At 44.7% G+C, this 20,909-nt stretch carries 18 protein-coding genes; 4 read left to right on the plus strand and 14 right to left on the minus strand.

What is annotated here, in order from left to right; genetic code table 11:
- Positions 1 to 11: 11 nt before the first annotated feature.
- From F8C76_RS06425 to F8C76_RS06435, 3 genes are all read left to right on the plus strand, one after another.
- Positions 12 to 1,022, plus strand: coding sequence for a dipeptide epimerase (locus tag F8C76_RS06425; RefSeq protein ID WP_152130955.1), 1,011 nt, complete (start codon positions 12 to 14; stop codon positions 1,020 to 1,022).
- A complete protein-coding gene (locus F8C76_RS06430) occupies positions 1,022 to 2,074 on the plus strand; it encodes a PLP-dependent aminotransferase family protein (RefSeq protein ID WP_152130957.1) in 1,053 nt (350 codons plus the stop codon). The genes F8C76_RS06425 and F8C76_RS06430 overlap by 1 nt, the downstream gene beginning before the upstream one ends.
- 65 nt (positions 2,075 to 2,139) lie before the next feature.
- Complete coding sequence (locus F8C76_RS06435; protein ID WP_152130958.1) at positions 2,140 to 3,342, plus strand: C40 family peptidase; 1,203 nt, start codon at positions 2,140 to 2,142, stop codon at positions 3,340 to 3,342.
- A 73-nt stretch (positions 3,343 to 3,415) separates the two neighbouring features.
- Here the strand turns inward: F8C76_RS06435 and F8C76_RS06440 are convergent, their stop codons facing one another.
- Together F8C76_RS06440 and F8C76_RS06445 are read right to left on the minus strand one after the other, a co-directional pair.
- Positions 3,416 to 4,903, minus strand: a complete 1,488-nt coding sequence (locus tag F8C76_RS06440; RefSeq protein WP_152130959.1) for a SusD/RagB family nutrient-binding outer membrane lipoprotein — start codon at positions 4,901 to 4,903, stop codon at positions 3,416 to 3,418.
- A 9-nt stretch (positions 4,904 to 4,912) separates the two neighbouring features.
- On the minus strand, positions 4,913 to 8,032 hold the full coding sequence (locus F8C76_RS06445; protein WP_152130960.1) for a SusC/RagA family TonB-linked outer membrane protein: 3,120 nt from the start codon (positions 8,030 to 8,032) through the stop codon (positions 4,913 to 4,915).
- A gap of 287 nt (positions 8,033 to 8,319) precedes the next feature.
- On the opposite strand from F8C76_RS06445, the gene F8C76_RS06450 reads away from it, so the two are divergent.
- Positions 8,320 to 8,769 carry a hypothetical protein gene (locus F8C76_RS06450; protein WP_152130961.1) on the plus strand — a complete coding sequence of 150 codons (450 nt, stop codon included), beginning with the start codon at positions 8,320 to 8,322 and terminating at the stop codon, positions 8,767 to 8,769.
- A 79-nt stretch (positions 8,770 to 8,848) separates the two neighbouring features.
- Here F8C76_RS06450 and trxB read toward each other — a convergent pair whose 3' ends face one another.
- The 12 genes from trxB to F8C76_RS06510 all read right to left on the minus strand — a co-directional run bounded on the left by trxB (position 8,849) and on the right by F8C76_RS06510 (position 20,587).
- The gene (gene trxB, locus F8C76_RS06455) at positions 8,849 to 9,817 is read right to left on the minus strand and encodes a thioredoxin-disulfide reductase (protein ID WP_152130962.1); all 969 of its coding nucleotides are present in this window, start codon (positions 9,815 to 9,817) and stop codon (positions 8,849 to 8,851) included.
- Between the two features lie 558 nt (positions 9,818 to 10,375).
- Positions 10,376 to 11,749, minus strand: coding sequence for a 30S ribosomal protein S6--L-glutamate ligase (gene rimK / locus F8C76_RS06460; protein ID WP_211372140.1), 1,374 nt, complete (start codon positions 11,747 to 11,749; stop codon positions 10,376 to 10,378).
- Positions 11,750 to 11,758: 9 nt separating this feature from the next.
- Positions 11,759 to 12,544: an RMD1 family protein gene (locus F8C76_RS06465; RefSeq protein ID WP_152130964.1), complete on the minus strand. Its 786-nt coding sequence runs from the start codon at positions 12,542 to 12,544 to the stop codon at positions 11,759 to 11,761.
- A 2-nt stretch (positions 12,545 to 12,546) separates the two neighbouring features.
- The gene (locus F8C76_RS06470; protein ID WP_129652796.1) at positions 12,547 to 12,960 is read right to left on the minus strand and encodes a VOC family protein; all 414 of its coding nucleotides are present in this window, start codon (positions 12,958 to 12,960) and stop codon (positions 12,547 to 12,549) included.
- On the minus strand, positions 12,926 to 13,375 hold the full coding sequence (locus tag F8C76_RS06475; RefSeq protein ID WP_129652797.1) for an NUDIX hydrolase: 450 nt from the start codon (positions 13,373 to 13,375) through the stop codon (positions 12,926 to 12,928). The genes F8C76_RS06470 and F8C76_RS06475 overlap by 35 nt, the downstream gene beginning before the upstream one ends.
- Before the next feature lie 45 nt (positions 13,376 to 13,420).
- Positions 13,421 to 13,726, minus strand: coding sequence for a hypothetical protein (locus F8C76_RS06480; RefSeq protein WP_129652798.1), 306 nt, complete (start codon positions 13,724 to 13,726; stop codon positions 13,421 to 13,423).
- 54 nt (positions 13,727 to 13,780) lie between these two features.
- The gene (locus tag F8C76_RS06485; protein ID WP_129652799.1) at positions 13,781 to 14,089 is read right to left on the minus strand and encodes a hypothetical protein; all 309 of its coding nucleotides are present in this window, start codon (positions 14,087 to 14,089) and stop codon (positions 13,781 to 13,783) included.
- A gap of 2 nt (positions 14,090 to 14,091) precedes the next feature.
- Positions 14,092 to 15,066 (minus strand): deoxyhypusine synthase family protein, encoded by a 975-nt coding sequence (locus F8C76_RS06490; protein ID WP_152130965.1) that lies wholly within the window; start codon positions 15,064 to 15,066, stop codon positions 14,092 to 14,094.
- Complete coding sequence (speB, locus tag F8C76_RS06495; protein WP_152130966.1) at positions 15,059 to 15,997, minus strand: agmatinase; 939 nt, start codon at positions 15,995 to 15,997, stop codon at positions 15,059 to 15,061. The genes F8C76_RS06490 and speB overlap by 8 nt, the downstream gene beginning before the upstream one ends.
- A gap of 19 nt (positions 15,998 to 16,016) precedes the next feature.
- Positions 16,017 to 17,471, minus strand: a complete 1,455-nt coding sequence (locus F8C76_RS06500; protein ID WP_152130968.1) for an arginine decarboxylase — start codon at positions 17,469 to 17,471, stop codon at positions 16,017 to 16,019.
- 424 nt (positions 17,472 to 17,895) lie between these two features.
- Complete coding sequence (locus F8C76_RS06505) at positions 17,896 to 20,103, minus strand: xanthine dehydrogenase family protein molybdopterin-binding subunit (protein ID WP_152130970.1); 2,208 nt, start codon at positions 20,101 to 20,103, stop codon at positions 17,896 to 17,898.
- A 28-nt stretch (positions 20,104 to 20,131) separates the two neighbouring features.
- Positions 20,132 to 20,587 (minus strand): (2Fe-2S)-binding protein, encoded by a 456-nt coding sequence (locus F8C76_RS06510; RefSeq protein WP_116218087.1) that lies wholly within the window; start codon positions 20,585 to 20,587, stop codon positions 20,132 to 20,134.
- Positions 20,588 to 20,909: the final 322 nt, after the last annotated feature.

A 20,909-nucleotide genomic window follows, 5' to 3' on the forward strand; every position in this document is an offset into this window, starting at 1 on the left:
TCATTGTACAAATGCGCATAGAAATCAAAAAATACGTGTTGCAACTGCAACATCCCTTTGGCATCTCAAGAGAAACCCATGTCACCCAAGACACCATGATTGTCTGTCTTTCGCTTAACGGAAAAACAGGCTATGGGGAAGCTACCTCCAATCCGTATTACAACATCACGGTGGAAAGCATGAAGGCCGAAATAGAAAGTCTACAACAGGAGATAGAGAGCTACGATTTTGATACGCCCGAAAAGTTTCATGCATACCTAAAAGGTTTAGGGCTACAAAACTTCACCCTTTGTGCCATGGATTTGGCCGCCAATGATCTTTATGGTAAACTCCAGGGGAAGCCTCTATATGAAATCTGGGGCACCAATACTTCCAAATACCCCATTACCAATTATACCATTGGTATTGACACCATTCCCAAAATGGTTGAAAAACTACAGGAAAAACCTTGGCCTGTCTACAAAATAAAACTGGGCACATCGGATGACGTGGCCATTGTAAGGGAATTGCGAAAACACACGGATAGTGTGTTCCGTATAGACGCCAATTGTGCATGGACCGCCGAAGAAACCCTAAGAAATGCTCCTCTTTTAAAAGAGTTGGGGGTTGAATTTTTGGAACAGCCCTTAAAGGCGGATGATTGGGAAGGCATGGAAAAAGTGAAAAAGGAATGTGTGCTCCCGGTCATTGCCGATGAAAGCTGTATCGTAGAAAGCGATGTCGAAAATTGTGGCGGCTACTTTGATGGTATCAATATAAAATTGACCAAATGTGGTGGCCTTACCCCTGCCCGCAGGATGATCCAAAAAGCCAAGGAACTGGGATTAAAAGTAATGGTAGGCTGTATGACCGAGTCCACCGTAGGCATATCGGCCATTGCCCAGCTACTGCCCCAACTGGATTATGTGGATATGGATGGTCCATTGTTGTTAAAAACCGACATTGCAAAAGGCGTACAGATTCTGGATGATGGTAAACTCATTTTTCCAGAGCTTCCCGGTAGTGGAATACAATTGCTGTAATGGCGTACTTGCTGCAACACATACCTGACCGGACCATATTGGTAGATGGTAAGGAGTATCTCTATTTTGGGGGCACTGCTTATCTGGGATTGCAGTCCTATGTACCCTTCATGGACCTATTCTTGAAGAATGTGCAGCAATACGGACTTCATTATGGAGCATCCCGTAAATCCAATGTGGCTTTGGAAGTATATCCCCAAGCTGAAGAATGGTTGAGCCATTGGGCAGGTAGCGAAGCGTGTGTGACTTTGTCATCAGGATATTTGGCCGCCCAGTTGGTGGTCCAGACCCTTTTGCAAAAAGGGCATCGCCTTTTTGCAGCACCGAACGCCCATACAGCCCTCTTGGTACATGGTGTGGTGCAAACCCAAAGTTTTGAGGAGCTGCACCAGCACATCACCCTAACCTTGGAAGAAAACCCTGAAAGTAAACCTCCCGTGGTGCTTTTTGACACTTTGGATTTTTCGGGTAGACAGTTTCCCAATTTTGAGGCATTACGGGAACTTCCCTTGGAAAAAATCATTTTAGTGGGCGATGATTCCCACGGTATTGGCATTGTGGGAGAACAGGGCAAGGGTTGTTATACATTGTTGAAAGATCTAAGTCCGGCACAGCTTATGGTCTGCTGTTCCTTGGGAAAAGGTCTCGGGATACAGGCCGGGGCTGTACTGGGAACAACCGACAGCATACAAATGCTCCGAAACACAGCTTTTTATGGAGGTGCGAGCCCGGCGGCCCCTGCTTTTATGGGCACCCTTTTGGATGCCGCCCCAATTTATAGGGAAAGAAGGGCTGTTGTCATGGAGCATTTGGAGCTTTTTAAAAAATCCTTGCATTCTTTGGAAACCTTCACCCATATTGAAGGGCATCCCACCTTTGAGTTTTCCAACCCAGAATTGGCCAAGTCACTGGAAAAGAATGGCTTTGTCTTTACCAATTTCAACTATCCGGATGACAATGGGCCCATCATCAGTAGAATTGTATTGAGCGCCTACCATCAAAAAGAGGACATCCTACGATTGGCAAATGATCTAAACCGCCTGACTCGTTAAGTCCATATCACTCTAATTGGTTATTTTGCATGGATTAACCAACCAAAACATTTAAAAACACATTCATGAAGTATCCAAGCTTTCGCGAAAAAGGATTATCACTCCTACTGACGCTGTCCATTCTCTTTACGGCATGCAAAACAGATACGACCGAAGAAAATGACAAAGTCGATGCCCTTATTTCCTCTACCAAGGAAACCTTTGCACCGGACAAGCGCGTAGCCATCTTTGACATCGAAGTTGATAAAAATGCTCAAGGTTATCTTATAAAAGGTGTGACCAACCTTCCGGATGCGTTAGAATCTTTTCGAGAAGGGCTCGAAAGTCAAAAAATCAGCTATACCGACAGTATTGAAGTGCTTCCTTCTGCGAGCTTGGAAGGCAAGGTTCAAGGTGTGGTAACAGTTTCCGTGGCCAATTTAAGGGGAAATCCTGCACATTCCGCCGAAATGGTGACCCAAGCAACCTTGGGAACCCCATTAAAAGTGTATCAGAAAGAACGAAACTGGTATTGGGTACAAACCCCGGACCACTATTTGGGGTGGGTAGATAGCGGTGGATTGGAATTGATGGACCAAACCGTTTTTGGGGAATGGCAAGCCTCCGATAAGTTGATCTACACCCAAACCTATGGAAATGCCTTTGCCGAAGCGGATGCAGCATCCCAAGTGGTGTCCGATTTAGTCTTTGGCAATATTGTACAACTGGTCTCCGAACAGGGTGGTTTTTATGAAGTGAACTATCCTGATGGGAGAAAGGGATTTATTTCCAAATCAGAGGCAGCCCCCTACGCGACGTGGACCTCCGCGTTGCCCCTCACCAAAGAAGCTTTGGTGGCCACTTCCAAAAAAATGCTGGGCGTGCCGTACCTCTGGGGAGGGACCTCCGCCAAAGGTGTGGATTGCAGCGGTTTTACCAAAACCGTGTATTTTATGAACGGGATGATCATACCCCGTGATGCCTCCCAACAAATTCATGAAGGGATTTTGATTGATGATTCCAAGGATTTTGACAAATTGGTTCCCGGTGATCTGCTCTTCTTTGGAAGAAAGGCAACCGACACCAACCCAGAAAGGGTAATCCATGTGGGCATGTGGGTTGGAAACAATGAATTTATACACTCTGCCGGGGATGTGCATATCAGCAGTATGGACAAGGACTCGGAAAATTTTGATGAATACAATTACAATCGCTATCTCCGCAGCAAACGTATTCTAAACGAAACGGACGAGGGACTTTTGTACTTGAGGGAAAAGAACATCTTCTAGGTTCAAAAACATTCAACAGTAAAAAAGGCCATCCCAATTGGGATGGCCTTTTAATTATACTCTAGGTCTATTACTATTCATCCCACCAAACAGGAGCAACAGGATCCTTTTGGTTGGCCAGTACGTTGGCTTCATTCCTGTTCAACTCACTGGTAGGATAATTTGCCCTTCTGAACCATTGGCCAGGAAATTCAGTATCCGCACTTTCTTCCTCACTTCTGATTTCCAATCCGGTGAAAACATCGTCTGAAAAGTCATATCTCCTATAATCCACAAAAGTTTCAGGATTTAAGAAATTATGGATGTACTTTTCTTTCATGATATGGCTCAACATCAAGGCGCCTTCACCAACGGCAATGGCACCATCCGCCATATAATCCGCACCGTCCACTTCGTACATTTCCATACTGGCGGCAATACCGTCCATGTATGCGGTGTACGCTGCTGCGTTGGAGCCCACACTGGTCTCATTGCCTCCATTCGCCAAGAAAGCGGCTTCCGCTTGAATGAACAATACTTCGGCATAGCTAATGAGGATCAAAGGAGAATCCACGCTGGTGTAAAACCCATCTGTTCTGAAGCCTGTGTTGGCATCAGTACCATCTGGGGCCACACCGCCTCCACCACTTACGTAGCCTTTGTACTCCGCTTCATCATTGTTTTCGGCAAACAACGGAAGCCTTGGGTCTATTTCCACGGTTCCGCCTACAAAGGGAAAATACTCCCCGTTCATGGAACTCACCAATTGGCTTGCGATATCCTTGCTCAGGTTTCCTGTATTTCGGGCCAAAACCTCCTCGGAATACCAAGGGTTGATGTTTCTATCGTCATAATACATGGCGAAGTTGTCCTCGTTTGAGGTGAATCCATTTGCCACGGTGGCCAGAACATCATTTGGTGAAACAACCCCTTTGTTGACCAAATGCAGTTGATAGCGTGCTTTCAATGAATACGCGGCTCTCAGCCATTTGTCCGTATCCCCTCCATAGATCAAATCAGAGGAGCCCAAATCGAACACAGAGGTATCCGCAGCTTCCAATTTGGTGATGGCAGCATCCAACAAACTGAAAATCTGCGTGTAGATTTCCTCTTGGGTATCAAAGGTTGGGAAATTGTTCGCTGGGCCATCGCCTGCTTCAGAATATGGGATATTGTCCCAAGTATCCGTAGCGATACCAATATTGGCCGCGATGAGAATGTCTGAAATGGCCTCTATATGGGTCGCTCCATTTTCCACTGCCTTTGCCTTTATCACTTGCAGATTGGGCAAAATATAGAGATACACCTGGCTCCATAAACCATCCACTGAAGTCTGCCCGGCAGCGCCTCCGCCGGTATTCACAAAATATTGTACGTAATTGCCAAAGGAAAGTTCGGCAGATCGTTGCCCTTCCATGGTGCTGTGTATTACAGGGGCCATAAGGTCCTGCATTCGCAGGGCCTCCTCCGTGGCGGTATTGGAAGGGGTGTTCACATCAAAATAATCCTCACTGCAACTCACGGCAAACACTAGGGAGCACAGTAGAAAAACCTTATCTATACTTATTCTTACTCTTTTCATAGTCATTTTTTAAAATGCAATATTTAAACCAAACGAATAGCTTTCACTCAATGGAATGTTCAATCCAGTGAATCCATATACATTGCTACCAGCACTGTACTGGTTTCCTTCTGGATCATACCCATCAAAAGGAGTCCAGAGCAAAACGTTATTGACACTGGCCGAAACACTAACCTTTTCAAGGTTTAAATCCCTGATGATCTTACTTTGGATATCATAGGACAATGATACACTTCTGAGTTTCACCCATGATGCATCCTGTACCAAAACTTCCGAAGCACGGTTGTACGCGTTGGAATTTCTGTAGTAGTTGGCATCTATCAAGCCCTCCGTGGTATTGGGCACAAATCCTCCATTTCCGTCATCCATGACACCATCCAGTACCACATTGACATCACGTTGCAGTGTGCTCAAAGGGTTACCGTTCCTAATGGAGTTTCTTAGACCTGCATCGTACAAATCGCCTCCTTTCTTGTATTCCAACAAGAAATTAAAGCCAATACCTTTCCATTTGAGGTTACTTCCAATGGAAGAGATGAAATCTGGAAAAGCATTTCCAACTATCACTCTTTCGTCCGTGTTGATTACAGGATAACCATTGGCATCTATGTAACGTTCCCCGTTTTCATAGACCCATTTGTATCCGTAGAGATTCCCCATTTTATCACCTTCCCTCACTTCTGAGGTCACCCCGGCAAATCCAGAATCGGCAAAAATGATGGATTCAACATCGTCAGGAATTTCAAGTACCTCCCCTTCACTGGTAGACCAGTTTAGGATAAGTTCCCATCTAAGGTTTTGGTTCCTGATGATATCCGCACTCAACAGGAACTCATGTCCAAAAACTTTGTAGTCCCCTGCATTTCTGAAAATCTGGGAATATCCAGAGGAGTTGGCCACCCCTACACCAAATATTTGATCTTTGACACGGGAGTTATAGTAGGCATAATCCAACCTAATACGGTTGTCCATAAACCTAAGATCGGCACCAAATTCCGTGGACTGGTTCTTTTCGGGTACAATTTCGAAACCTCTTTGGGTACTTCTTCTGTATCCGCCAACACCACCAAAGGGAAAGTCACCATCCACTACGTAGTACTGTCCTGCTTGTCCAAATCCTGGGCCCTTACCTACTTCGGCCCATGAAGCTCTTAACTTACCAAAAGTAAATACGCTGTTCTCCCCGAATAGGTCCGATATGTCATAGGCCAAACTTGCCGATGGGTAAAAGAACGATCTGTTTTCAGCGGGCAAAGTGGAAATCCAGTCATTTCTTCCAGTTAAAGACAGGAATAATTTGTCTTTGTATCCGAATTTAAGCTCTCCAAAAACACCCATTACGCGTTCCTGTACTACACTTTTATTGATAAAAAAGTTGGTGGTATTGCCTATTTCGTTCAATCCGGGAATGTTCAATCCCTCTCCCCTAGCTTCAAGATAGGATCGTTTTGAATCGGACAATTGATGTCCAACGGTCAAATCCGTTGTAAAATCATCTGACCAAGACTTATTGAACGCTGCCAAAAAGTTGGATTCCAACCCTGTAAAATTAATATTCTGTTCCAGGATAAAACCGCCCACTTGCGAGCCGCCATCCAAATCAGGGCCCACATAACGGTTCCTGGCATCGGAGTAGTTGTCTATCTGGGCAGCGTAGGTAAAGGTAACCCAATCTTTTGGAGACCACGTCATGGTAGTGTTCCCAATCCATCGGTTTACATCATCCTCCAAATTACTGGTTTCCATAAGGTACCTTGGGTTGTCTATAATACCAAAGGAATAATCCCGCTCACTACCGTCAGGGTTCTTGTAATCATTGATAGGAAAGGTTCCTGAATAGTAGGAAAGGGCACTCATCACGGATTTATCACCACCATTGGCCCTCTTTCCTCCAGAATTGGAGAACGCTACCGAACCATCGATGGTAAAGTTATCCGTTACCTTATATCCTGCCTTCAACCTAAAATTGGTCTTTTTATAATCCGTATTGGGCAAAACCCCTTGCTCGCTGTTGTTACCCACAGAGAAATAATAATTCAACCGCTCACTGGCCCCACTAAGGTTCAAGTTGAGCTGGGAGTTGAACCCGGTTCTAAAAATGTCATACGGACTGTAGAAACGGTCATTGGACAAATCAACAATCTCTCCTCCACCCAAATCGTAGGAATCCAGTGCATATTCTGGACCCCATGAGTAGAAAGAGGTTGCGTTTTGAACCCGGTTGAAACCCGTTTCGGAGTTTGGATCGTACAATGTTCTTGGAGCACCGGAAAACCCTTCCCTATATGTAGTTTGAAGGGGGGGAGTGGTCCTCACCGTCCTGAAAGTAGTTGAAGCGGTCAAATTGATCTTCGCTTTGCCCTGCTTTCCTTTCTTGGTGGTAATGATAATCGCCCCATTGGAAGCCCTTACCCCATAAAGTGCCGTTGCCGCCGCACCTTTTAACACGTTAAAACTTTCGATGTCCTCTGGGTTAAGATCCCCCGCCCTGTTCGAAAAAGCAAACTGCTCCGAGCTGTTTGGCGAATTGGAACCTGCACTGGGTCGTACTTCACCCGCAAAGGTATCGTTGTTAAGGGCCAGACCATCCACAATGATCAAAGGTTGGTTGCCCCGGGAAGGGTCAATGGAAGTTACCCCACGGATCAAGATGTCCACCCCACCACCGGAAGTTCCCGATGTACGATTGATCTGTACCCCTGCAATACGTCCCTGCAGGGTTTCGATCGGGTTGGCCTGTCCAACAAGGTTAACATCTTCAGCACTTACCTTGGTAACCGAATATCCAAGGGATTTTTGCTTCTGTTCAACACCAAAAGCGGTTACCACCACTTCATCCAGTTGTGTTGAATCTTCTTCCATGACCACATTGAGCCTGGTCTGCGACCCAACGGTCACATCTTGCGTCTGCATTCCCAAATACGAAAATTGCAGTATCTGTCCGCTTGAAGCGGTGATGGAGTAATTCCCATCAAAATCTGTTGTCGTGCCATTTGATGTTCCTTGAACAACAATGGTCACCCCTGGTAAAGGTTGGCCCGATGAATCACTGACCGTTCCTGTGATAGTCTGCCCATAGGTGGTTAGCCCCATAAACAGTCCCATCAAAATGAAATAAACGTTCTTCATTCTTTAGTTTTTGTTATTTAATGATGAATATTGAGAAAAAAATTTAATAATCAAACAATAACTTAAAAAAATGTTGTATTTGTAAAAATATCAGGATAAGAGTGTGCAATATTCAAAAAAATCATGGAACCGCAACTTTTTTCTAATTTTTATTTCTCCTATCCATTTCAGACTCAAGAATCACCTGATTGAGATATTGTTAATTTTTTAATCCTGTTTTTGTGGATTGTTCAGTTTTTATCGTATCTTATTAAGGCTTAACAATCATTAACTTAAACACACCGATCATGAAGAAAATACTTGGATTGGTTTTATTGGTGTTGGTTTTTATTTCCGCAGCATGGCTCACACCGCCAAAACCTGAAACAATGCATTCCATTGAGGGAACATGGGAATTAAAGAGCTTTTACAGCTACGATGATGGAGTAAACATTTCGGACACGGTACCCAAAGCAGATGGATACCGACAGGTAAAGATGTATTATAATGGCAGGGTCATGTGGTCTCGTTATGTGCCACAGGATACTGTGGAATGGTTTGGGTATGGTAGCTATAAGATCACACCGGATTCCTTGATCGAAACCTTGGAATATGCCTCTTCCTCCATGATGAGCGCTTTGGATACCCTACGGGTGTTCCGTTTTGAGTTAAAGATCACAGAGGATGCCTATAGCCAAATAAGCTTTGATGAAGAAGGCAATAGGACCTTCTCCGAAAACTACGTACGAATTGATTGATTAAATCAAGGTTGCACTAAAAAAGGCACCGGAGATTCCGGTGCCTTTTTTCATTATATGAATTTAACTGTACAGCTATTTAGGAAACCAAGGTCTCCTTGCTTTCCACAGTAGCCAAATAACGTTCTGCGTCCAAAGCGGCCATACAACCTGTTCCTGCTGCGGTAATAGCCTGTCTGTATATCTTATCCTGGGCATCGCCACTGGCAAAGACACCTGGCTTACTGGTCTTGGTGGACTTGGGTTGGGTAATGAGATACCCTGTTTCGTCCATTTCCAGTTGGCCCTTGAAAATATCGGTATTGGGCTTATGTCCAATGGCAATGAAGAGTCCCGTGATGGCAATTTCCTCTTTTTCCCCAGTCTGGTTGTTTACCATTCTAAGGCCTTCCACCACTTGGTCCCCAATTACCTCATCCACTTCGGTATTGTACCGAACCTCTATATTTTCAAGACTGTTCACCCTGTGCTGCATGGCTTTTGAGGCCCTCATTTCGTCCTTACGGATCAGCATGGTGACCTTTTTGCAGATATTGGCAAGGTATGATGCTTCTTCCGCAGCAGTATCCCCACCACCTACGATGGCCACTTCCTGACCTTTGTAAAAGAATCCATCACAAACCGCACAGGCTGATACTCCCCCACCCCTTAAACGTTGTTCGCTGGGGATGTTCAAGTATTTTGCAGAGGCTCCTGTTGAAATGATAACGGTCTCGGCTTCCACGATTTTGGAATCATCCACAGTAACTTTGTGGATTCCTCCCACCTCATCGCTTAAATCCACCGCAGTGATCATTCCTATCCGCACCTCGGTGCCAAATCGCTCCGCTTGCTGTTGCAATTGCATCATCATGGTGGGGCCGTCTATCCCTTCGGGATATCCAGGGAAATTATCCACCTCTGTTGTGGTGGTCAATTGCCCACCAGGCTCCATTCCAGTGTACAGCACAGGTTTCAAATCGGCCCTAGCAGCGTAGATTGCCGCCGTGTAACCCGCAGGTCCCGAACCAACAATCAATGTTTTTACTCTTTCCAGTTGTTCTGACATAACAAAAATCTTCCTCAATATTCTATCCTACAAAAGTAGGTTTTTTGTATAGAAACTTACAAAGCGGGATTCGGCATTCCTCTTTGGATTTATTAAAAAGATGTGAACATTTATCAGCAGAGACGTAAACCATGACCATGGATAAATAAAAAAGAGCCGTTGGGAGCGGCCCTTCTTGTTTATAAGTAGATTCAGTCCATGAAAAAACAGTTTTGCCTGGCTTTTCAAAAACCGTTACAACCAAGGGGCTCAACCTCAAAAACCCCCTGGCGCAACGGAAACCTCTTTAGAACTAGAACTTAGGTAAAGAACACTATGAGTACCCTACAATTACCCCATCCTATTTTAGGAGGTTTGTGCTTTTAACTTTAAAGCATCTTGTTTTGACTGGGGTAAACTTACAGTGAATCGTTTTTTAAAATAGGGGTGAATTAACCAATGACCCTTTTGCGTTCACGAATGGCCGTTTTGAATTCATATTTTTAAAATGACTTCTACAAAAGCGCGTGAAGGAAAAGAAAATTCCTACGAAAAGTAAATTCCAACGGGAATGTTCCGCTATCTGGAGTATTTCAGCTTTTTTTCTATGGTCTCGATCATGACGTTGGCGATGTCCATTCCCGTGGCGTTCTCTATGCCCTCCAAACCGGGGGAAGAGTTCACCTCGAGTAACAGTGGCCCTCTATTGGAACGGATGATATCCACTCCCGCCACGTCCAAGTTGAGTACCTTAGCGGATTTAATGGCCAATTTTCGTTCTTCAGGGGTGATCTTTACCAAAGAGGCGGCCCCACCTTGATGGATATTGGCCCTGAACTCCCCTTTTTGTGCCTGACGCTGCATGGAGGCCACGACTTTTCCATTCACCACAAAACAGCGAATGTCCTGACCGTTGGCTTCCTTGATGAATTCCTGTACCAAAATGTTGGTCTGCACACTTTTGAAGGCATTGATGACACTTTCTGCCGCTTTATTGGTCTCTGCCAACACCACACCTTTGCCCTGGGTACTTTCCAAAAGCTTTATGATCAATGGGGAACCGTTCACCATTCGTATTAGGTCCTTGGTATCCATGGGGGATTTGGCAAAACCGGTAATGGGGATATGGATATCGTTTTTGGAGAACAATTGGGAAGCAAACAGCTTATCCCTGGACTTTGTAATGGAATCAGCGGTATTGAGACAGTACACCCCAAGGGTATCAAACTGCCGTAGTAGAGCGCACCCATAAAAGGTAACGGAGGGTTTTATCCGTGGAATCACCGCATCAAACTTATCCAGAATATTCCCGCCCCGGTACCGAATCTCAGGAGAACCTGCATCCAGTTTCATGTACACGTTTTCCACGTTCAGAAAAACTACTTTGTGTCCCCTCAACTCACCCGCCTCAACAATTCTTTTGTTACTATACAGTTCTGGGTTGCTGGCCAAGAGACCCAAGGTCAATCCCGACTTTTCGGTCATGAAAGGCCTGTACTTTCTGGTAATTTCGTCTTGGGGAACATCACCCTGACAAAAACTTTTGGAAGGATCTACCAAAAAACGTCCATTGAGGGCCTCGCGCCCCAAGAGCATGCGATACTCCATGGTATCCCTATTGGCAAGGGTCAGTTCTATTTCAAACGTTTCGTTACCAATGGTGACAGGGGTCTTGATCACTGGGCGTTCCTCGGAAATACCCTGGGAGCTCTTTACGTTTCGAACATCGTACAACTTTGCTTGGCAAAGAATGGAAATACTTCGGTTATCCTGCAATGGGTTTACTTCAAATCGCACCCAGTCTTCCAATCCTTTTGTAAAAATCTTGATTTTGTTGGCTTGAATCGAAGAGGTCTTCGCCCCTGAGTCCACCCGTGCCTTTATGGCCGGAATTCCCATTTCCTCCAAACGGCACCACTCCTCGCTGCCCAATATTTTTGTTACGTCCAAAATAAATTATGATTAATTGATCAATCGCATAATGAATAGGTCCATGACCTCGACCAAAATCAAAATAATGATGATCCATTCCAGTCTGCTGCTTTCCCTATGGTCCATTATGTCCTTGAAAAGACTTAAATTTTCCTTTATGATGTATCCTTGTTCCTTAATGGTACGATATCTTTCCTTAAGGTCAAAGGTCTGTTTTAAATTTTTGTCCAATCGGTCCAAAGCCTCATCTTCCCAAGCCACTTCATGGGAGTCGAAAATATAGAGGTTTTCGGATATCTGGTTGTTGATGTTCAATACCCTACCGATATGCTTTTTCAGTTTCTTTCCGCCCAGGTCCAACTTTCCAAAGCGTTCCAGATAGGTCGTATGGGCCCGCGTCTCTTTCATGATCTGCTCTGAAAGTCCGGCAAAATAGTCCAAGGCCACAGATTGCGAAAGATGGAGTAAGGTAAGGCGCATGGCCTCTATGTTGGATTTTGGTAAGATTACTTTATTGTTCCCTACTTTGGGCTGAAAATCCTCCGATTCCAGTTGTACCTCTATTTCTTCCGTAAGTTCCGGGGAACGCCATTCCAGACAAAACGGTTGGATCATTTCCGAAATTTGGTCTATCCCATTCCAATCATACCCGTAGAACGCTACAATTCCGTACTTGAATATATACAAATACCCTATGTCATCGGAAAAGAACAGCTCATCACGGTCCCCAAACAGAAGCTCTCCCTTGATGGCCCGTCTGCAACTGGAAATATCGATGCTTGCGGCCAAGTGTACCGCTATAGCTTTTGTATCCATTTTTACAGCGCAAAAATCTCACCGGAGTCCTTGAAGCTTTTGAACTCTACCATATACCCATTGGGGTCTTGTACAAAAAAGGAAAGGTGTTCCCCTGTTTTGTTTTGCATAAAGGTGGCTTCGGTGGTGATTTCCAAATCCAATTGGAACAATCTCGAGTATAGTTCGCCCCAAACATCCACAGGCACAATGACGCCAAAATGGAAGGAGGGCAAGATATAGTCCTCCAAGCGATAATTCTTGAAATCAAAATTAAAACTACCCGACTCGGTAAAGGTCAGTTGATGGCCAAAAAGGTCAACATCCAACCACTTTTCCGTCTGCCTTCCCAAATTGGCCTTCACCACATCTTGGTAAAAAGCTTTGGTCTCGGCAATGTTCTTACATGGCAAGGCGAGATGAAACTTGATGTCCATTATTCTTATTTTTTGCTTTTCTCTTAAAACTTTTGAAATAAGACCGTACTGCCATTCGGTCCGATTTATCCATAAAGGGCAAGGCTTCTTTCCAAGGCATCCAACTAGCAGCCGCAAACTTGTGCTTTTCCTTCACCTTGATGGGTTTTGCCTCCAAGTGTACCAGATAATAGTTTTTGACGACAGCACCTTCTTTTCCTTTTTTTAGGTGGGAAAGGTAAAATTGGAACTGCCCAGCGGACAATTTCAGCTTAACTTCCTCCCCAACTTCACGAATCAGGGTCTCCTCTTCGGTCTCCTTCCTTTTCTTGACACCGCCGGGCAAGGTATATCGAAGTGGCTTATCCACCTTTTTCAATACCAACACCTTGTCCTTATGGGTGGCTACCAACCTAGATTTGACCACTTTTTTCATTTGAAAGTGTATGGACAAGGGCAGAGGGTATCTGCCCTTATCTGATTATTCCAATACTTTTAAATCCACTATGACAAGAATGTCATACTCTTCTTCGTCTTCATCAATTGCGGTATCAACTTTGTAGGTAACCCTGAAGAGTTTCCCCACTAAATCGGTTGAGTCCAAATCGTACTTTTCGGCTGCAGAGGGTTCAATCTCCGCGAATCCATACGTAGATCCGTCCGCATCGGTGAAATCGTACAAGTCCTCCACATAACCATTAAACGTAGCCTCCACAGCAGATTCCTGGGTGGTAGGCACTTCCATAAGGGTTGCCAAGGACAAGAACATTAAAAAAATAGTCTTCATACACTAAAAAAAATTAATGATCTGTACTCATTGTTTGGACCTTTTACTGGATGCTCACTCCTCTTCGGAAGTCTCCAACCCATCCGTGTCCAGGGATGTTTCTTCGTCGTTATCGTTGTCGGATTCTTCATGGTCCTCCATGGCCATGACCAATCGCTTACTCACTTTTACCAAATACGCCGTATCATCCGTCCTGACCTCGATGCATTCCACAATCTCATTGTCACTGTTTCTGTAGGTAACAATGTCCCTATCGTCGTACCCATCCGGATATTTCTCCACCAAAAGATCCAGCACATGCCGGTTAAGTTTTTTGTAATCGACGATTACCCGTTTCAATCCTAAAGTTTGCCTGTTCTTCATCATTACATATTTAAAAGGTAGGCAAAAATCAAAGGCGCCACGATGGTCGCATCGGATTCTATGATATATTTTGGAGTATCGATATCCAATTTCCCCCAAGTGATCTTCTCATTGGGTACTGCCCCAGAGTACGATCCGTAGCTGGTGGTTGAGTCGCTGATCTGGCAGAAATAGCTCCAAAAAGGAGTTTCGGTCTGTTCCAAATCCTGATACAACATGGGCACCACACAGATGGGGAAATCCCCGGCAATACCTCCTCCAATTTGAAAAAAGCCAATGCCCTTTTCGGAGTTCTTCTGATACCAATCGGCCAAAAAGGTCATGTATTCTATTCCCGATTTCACGGTACTGGCCTTTAACTCACCCTTGATCACATAGCTGGCAAAAATGTTCCCCATGGTGCTATCTTCCCAACCAGGGACCACAATGGGCAGGTTTTTTTGTGCAGCGGCGTACATCCAAGAATCCTTTATATCAATCTCGTAATACTCTTCTAAAACGCCAGATAAGAGCAATTGGTACATATACTCATGCGGAAAATACCTTTTTCCTTCTTCCTCGGCCTTCTTCCAAAGCTTGTAAATATGCTGTTGCAATCTTCTAAAAGCCTCTTCCTCTGGGATGCAGGTGTCCGTAACACGGTTCAATCCCTTTTCCAGTAAATCCCATTCTTCCTGAGGGGTAAGATCCCTGTAGTTTGGAATTCTTTTGTAGTGGGAATGGGCCACTAAATTCATAAGGTCTTCCTCCAAGTTGGCCCCGGTACATGAGACAATGTGTACTTTGTCCTGGCGTATGATCTCCGAAAAAATCTTGCCCAGCTCCGCGGTGCTCATGGCTCCCGCCAAGGAGACCAGCATTTTGGCCCCTTGATCCAATTGTGCTTCATATCCCTTCGCCGCATCGACCACGGAAGCCGCGTTAAAGTGAAGGAAGTATTTTTGAATGAATTGTGATATTTCTCCTTTGTTATTCATCGTAATCGTCTATGGCATTGGAAGATTTCTTAAAGCTATCGTCTGCTTGCGAAAAACCTTCTTCCTGAAAATCATTTTTCTTTAAAAATTTATAACTCAACATTTTGTAGTACAGCTTTGCAGCCAAAAAATCCGAGGAACGGTCCACCTCATTGGGGCATAGCTCCACAATATCAAAACCTACCACGTTCTTCTCCTCGAACACTCTTTTTAGGAAATCCAAGGTCTCGTACCAAAACAATCCTCCGGGTTCAGGGGTTCCTGTGGACGGAAGGATGGAAGGATCAAAAGCGTCCAAATCAAAGGTAATATAGACCGTATCGGTCATCAAATCCAACGCACTGTCCATCCAAAAATCATCAGTCACCATTTCATGGGCAAAGAACACCTTATCCCTATCCATGACCAAGGTCTCGGCATGATCCATACTACGGATACCTACTTGAACGAGATTGGTAGTCTCATTGGCCTCATAGAGGGCGCAGGCATGGTTGTACTTGGTGCCAAGGTATTCCTTACGCAAATCGGCGTGGGCATCAATCTGCAGTACGGTCAAATCTTCAAAAGACTCATTAAACGCCCGGATTGCACCAATGGAAATGGAATGCTCCCCACCGAACATTGTTACCAACTTATTTCGTTTGATGTATTCTTTCACAGTTTTGTGCACCGCATTCACCATGGTCTCGGGGGTTTCAAAATCCGTGATGGGCTCAGAAAGGTAAATACCTTCCTTGTATACCTCGCTATCCGTTTCAATATCGTATAGCTCCATGTTTTCAGAGGCATCCAAAAAGGCATCCGGGCCTTTGTCCGCACCTTTACCCCAAGTACTGGTGCCATCATAGGGAACGGGCAACAATACCACTTTGGCCTTTTCGGCCGAACCGTATTCCTTTGGAATACCGGCATATGTTTTATTCGTATTCATTTTAATTGATTATTCGTATTCAGTTTTTGCTGGATACCAGCAGTTTTTTTGGGTCTATCAAGACGTTTTCATCTTTTTTGGTTCCGTATCCCAAGATGGAAAGAAACTCTTGTGCGGTCTGCTGTTCTGCAAACACGGAGGTCTCTATATTTCCATCCTCATCCTTACTGATTAGAATGTGCTTTGGGTGTGGAATAAGACAGTGCTGCAAACCGCCAAATCCACCAATGGTCTCTTGATACGCCCCAGTATTGAAAAATCCAATATATAGCGGTTTATCCTTTCTGTATTTGGGCAGATAGATGGCGTTCATGTGCTGTTCCGAGTTGTAATAATCATCACTGTCGCAGGTAAGCCCTCCCAACAGGATACGCTCATACTCCTCGTTCCATCGGTTAATGGCCAGCATGATGAACCGTTTACTAATGGCCCAGGAATCTGGCATGGTAGTAATGAACGAAGAATTGATCATGTTCCACTTTTCCCGGTCATTCTGTTGCTTCTGGTAAAGCACCTCATAAATGGTTCCTCCGCTTTCTCCTACGGTAAAGCTTCCAAACTCGGTAAAAATGTTGGGCACCTCCACTCCTGCCTCATCACAAGCCTGTTTGATCTGATGAATGATTTCATCCACCATATAGGCATAATCATACTCAAAGGCCAAGGAATTCTTGATTGGGAACCCGCCACCAATGTTCAAACTGTCCAAAGTAGGACAAACCTTCTTCAGGCTTACGTATACTTTCAAACATTTTACCAGTTCGTTCCAATAGTAGGCCGTATCTCGAATCCCCGTATTGATGAAAAAGTGCAACATCTTCAGTTCCACCTTGGGATTTCCCTTTATGGATTGATTGTAAAAAGGCACAATGTTCTTGTATCCAATGCCCAACCTAGAGGTATAAAACTCAAACTTGGGCTCTTCCTCGGAAGCAATCCGTATTCCTACCTTAAAATTGTCCTCAATGGCTTCTCCCAGAAGTTCCAGTTCCTCATAGTTGTCAATAATTGGGATGCAGTTCTTGTGTCCATTGTTGATCAATCGGGCAATATTCTGCACATATTGGTCCCTTTTAAAGCCATTGCATAGTACATAGGTATTCTTGGAAATCTTCCCGCTTTTCTTCAAATGCTCCACGATATCAATATCAAAAGCTGAAGAGGTCTCAATGTGGATGTCATTTTTAAGGGCTTCATTAAGAACATGTTCAAAATGCGAGCTTTTGGTGCAATAGCAATAATGATACTTTCCCTTGTAGGCATGTTTCTCCATGGCTTCTCCAAACCATTTTTTTGCCCGCTGTATGTTATCGGAAATCTTGGGCAAATAGGTAAACTTCAAGGGAGCTCCATAGCGCTGTACCAAATCATATAAGTCAATGCCATGGAATTGTAATTTATTGTCCTCCAATTGGAATTCCTCTTGGGGGAAATCATATGTCTGCTCGATCAAGTCGATGTATTTTGTTTTCATCTGTATTTCGCGTTGTTAAAAAACTAATAGGTAAAAATTGAATGGAAAGAGAACAGCTTCTCAGATGCGAAATTCAAATACGGTATAGGCCACAAAGAAAGGTCTCCGTGAGAAATCACGGATTACGGAGTGCATTTCGGAAGTCAGCCCTAAGATTCGGTGTCTTATCCCTAAGACGGCTTTTTGGGTAGACTTCCTTATTCCCAAAAGCCCGAACATGAAAAAAGCTTTCAAAGTATAGGCAATGCGACCCCTTATTGGGTCTCATTCATGGGTCAAACATAAACAAAAAATGAATACAACAATTTTTTTGATAAAAAAATTTTCAACCCTATACCATATTGATATTCAGCATATTGAAATCTAAAACTTCTTTCCTATAGATTACAATACCATTAAACAGTTCACAAAAAAGTGTTTCGTATCAGCCTACCAAAGGTGGTTTGTCATTTATAAAAGGCTGATGGTAATACCTCCTGCCGGTTGCACGATATAGTGCATTGGCCAAAGCCCCCATGATCGGAGGCAATGAAGGCTCACCCAATCCGGTTGGATCTATGCCATTATCCACAAAAAAGCTCTCTATTTCCTTGGGAGCTTCCATATTCCTGATCAAACGGTAGGTATCAAAATTCTTTTGGTCCGATTGGCCATTACTGAAGCTCAAGGCACTATAGGTAGCATGCCCTATTCCATCTACAATTCCTCCTTCAATTTGGTTTTTGGCACTCAACGGATTGATTACAATTCCACAATCCACCGCACACCATACCTTATCGATGTTGGGTTTGTCACCGTCCACGGTCAAGTCCATTACCTGGGCCACATAGGAGTTATGGCAATAGTAGGCCGATACGCCCCTTGATTTGCCATTGTTGGCTCCACCGGTCCAACCGGATTTCTCCCGCACCAATTTTAGGACTCCCGCATAACGTTCTGGGTCGTAATCATTGTTCTTTGGGTCTCCGACCGGGTTGTTTATGGCCCTATCAAAAAGCTCCAAACGAAAGGCGATGGGGTCTTTTCCTGCCGCCTCGGCCACTTCGTCCATAAAAGCTTGCTCGGCTCCTGCAATAAAGTTGGAGCGTGGTGCCCTCCATGCTCCTGTGGTAACATTGGTCTGTAAGCTATGCTTTTCGGCCAAATAGTTATCCACGGCCCCAGCAGGGAAACGATTTTCAAAAATCAGGTCGTCATTGGTTCCTGCACCTCTTACATGCCAAGCAATCAGATTGCCTTTATCATCCAAACCGGCTTTATAACGTACTTTGTACGATGGGCGATACGTCCCTTGGGTCATATCATCTTCACGGGTATATACCAATTTAATAGGGGCTTGCATTCTTTGGGAAATCACAGCGGCTTCCACTGCAAATGTTCCGTATAGGCGGCGACCAAATCCCCCTCCCATCCGGGTCATCATGATATCGATTTTCTCTGCTGGCATTCCCAATACGGATACCAAGGTCTTTTCCAGGAATTCCGGCGTCTGAATGGGTCCCAAAAGCTCCGCTTTTTCCGGGGTCACATGGGCGAAGAAGTTCATGGGTTCCATGGTGTTGTGCGCCAAAAATGGAGCGGTATAGACACTTTCCACAATTTTGGCGGCGCTTTTGAAAGCCTTCTCCACATCGCCGTCCTTACGTGCTGCTTCCTTGGGGGCAGTTTCCAACAATTGGTTCAATGCTTCATCATGGTAGGCACTGTTTTCCAAAGTTGAAGCTTCTTCCCACTCTATCTCCAAAGCCTTCTTGGCCTGCATACACTCCCAAGTACTATTGCCCACTATGGCCACTTGTTCTGCAATGGCTCCTCCGTCGGACCATTGTTTTTCAGCATCTTCGGGATACACCACAACTGGAAACACATCCTTGATTCCGGGCATGGCCTTGGCTGCCGTAGCATCCATGGATTTATATTTCATTCCAAATGCGGGAGGGTGCACAATCATGGCGGTGAGCATTCCTTCCCGTTGAATATCCAAACCGAACAAAGGTTTTCCGGTCACTATCTTGGGACCATCCACATTTTTTCGGTCCGTACCTACGATTTTGAATTCGCTTATTTCTTTCACCGAGACTTCTTCCGGAACCTCCAAACCTGCAGCGATGGACGCCATTTCACCATATCCAGCCGATTTATCACTGGCGGCATGATGAAGCATTCCCTCACTTGTGGTGATTTCATCCACGGGTACTTGCCAAGTCTGGGCAGCGGCCTCTTTCAACATTTGGCGGGCGGTGGCCCCTGTCATTCGCAAACTTTCCCATCCTTGACGAATGGATTGGCTTCCTCCTGCCAATTGACGGGTAAAAATGTCCGTGTTCAAAGGTGCCTGTTCCACAATGACATCCTTCCAAGCTACATCCAACTCTTCTGCCACGATCATGGGCATGGCGGTTTTTACATTTTGACCTATTTCGGGATTGGGGGACATAATGGTGACCATGCCATTATCGCCCACCTTGAGAAATCCATTGAGCTCAAACCATTCCTTGGGCATGGCATTGACCTGCTCCGGGGTCATTTTACAGGATGCCAGCCAATTGAACCCCAAAACAAGGCCTCCACTGGCCAAACCGGTATTTCTGATAAATGATCGTCTTCCTATTTTTGTCTTTACAAGTGTCATGGTAATAGTTTTATGTTGCCCGGTTGGATTATGATTCTGAAGCCATTTTCACGGCTTTTCGGATACGGAGATACGTACCGCAGCGGCAAATATTCCCGTTCATGGCCGTTTCAATTTCTTCGTCTGTTGGATTTGGATTCTTCTCCAATAAGGCCGATGCTGTCATAATCTGCCCTGCCTGACAATACCCGCATTGGGGCACGTCCACTTCCAACCATGCTTTTTGCACAGGGTGGTCCCCATTCTCGGAAAGCCCCTCAATGGTCGTGATGTTCTTGTCCCCGATACTGGATACCGGCAATATGCATGATCGTGTGGCCGTTCCGTCCAAGTGAATGGTACAGGCGCCACATTGGGCGATGCCACAACCAAATTTTGTCCCGACCATGTTTAAATGGTCGCGAAGAACCCAAAGTATGGGCGTGGAGGGGTCTACGTCCACCTCCTGTTTTTTTCCGTTGATGTTCAGTGTAAATGTTGCCATAGTCTCAAAAATTCCATTGAATTTATAAAATTTTCATCACGTAGCGGTTGTAAAAATCAAACATCTACTAAAAAATTAACATTGAAATTGATTTCCATGGGATTCCATAACTTTTTTAGACGAAGAAACAGCCTAAATCTTCCTAAATAAAGGCTTCAATCCATACTGACTTTTTTTTGGTTTCCTGCCCTTTCACAAATCCAGAAAACAACAGAAGGAGCAACAGGAGCGAACACGTTGATGCAATGACACTTTTGTTTTTCATGACAAACGTTATTTGTCATCAAAAGTAGCTGTGGCACAATGTCTTACAACAACGTAT

This window comes from Flagellimonas olearia (assembly GCF_009184425.1).
GTDB classification, from domain to species: domain Bacteria; phylum Bacteroidota; class Bacteroidia; order Flavobacteriales; family Flavobacteriaceae; genus Flagellimonas; species Flagellimonas olearia.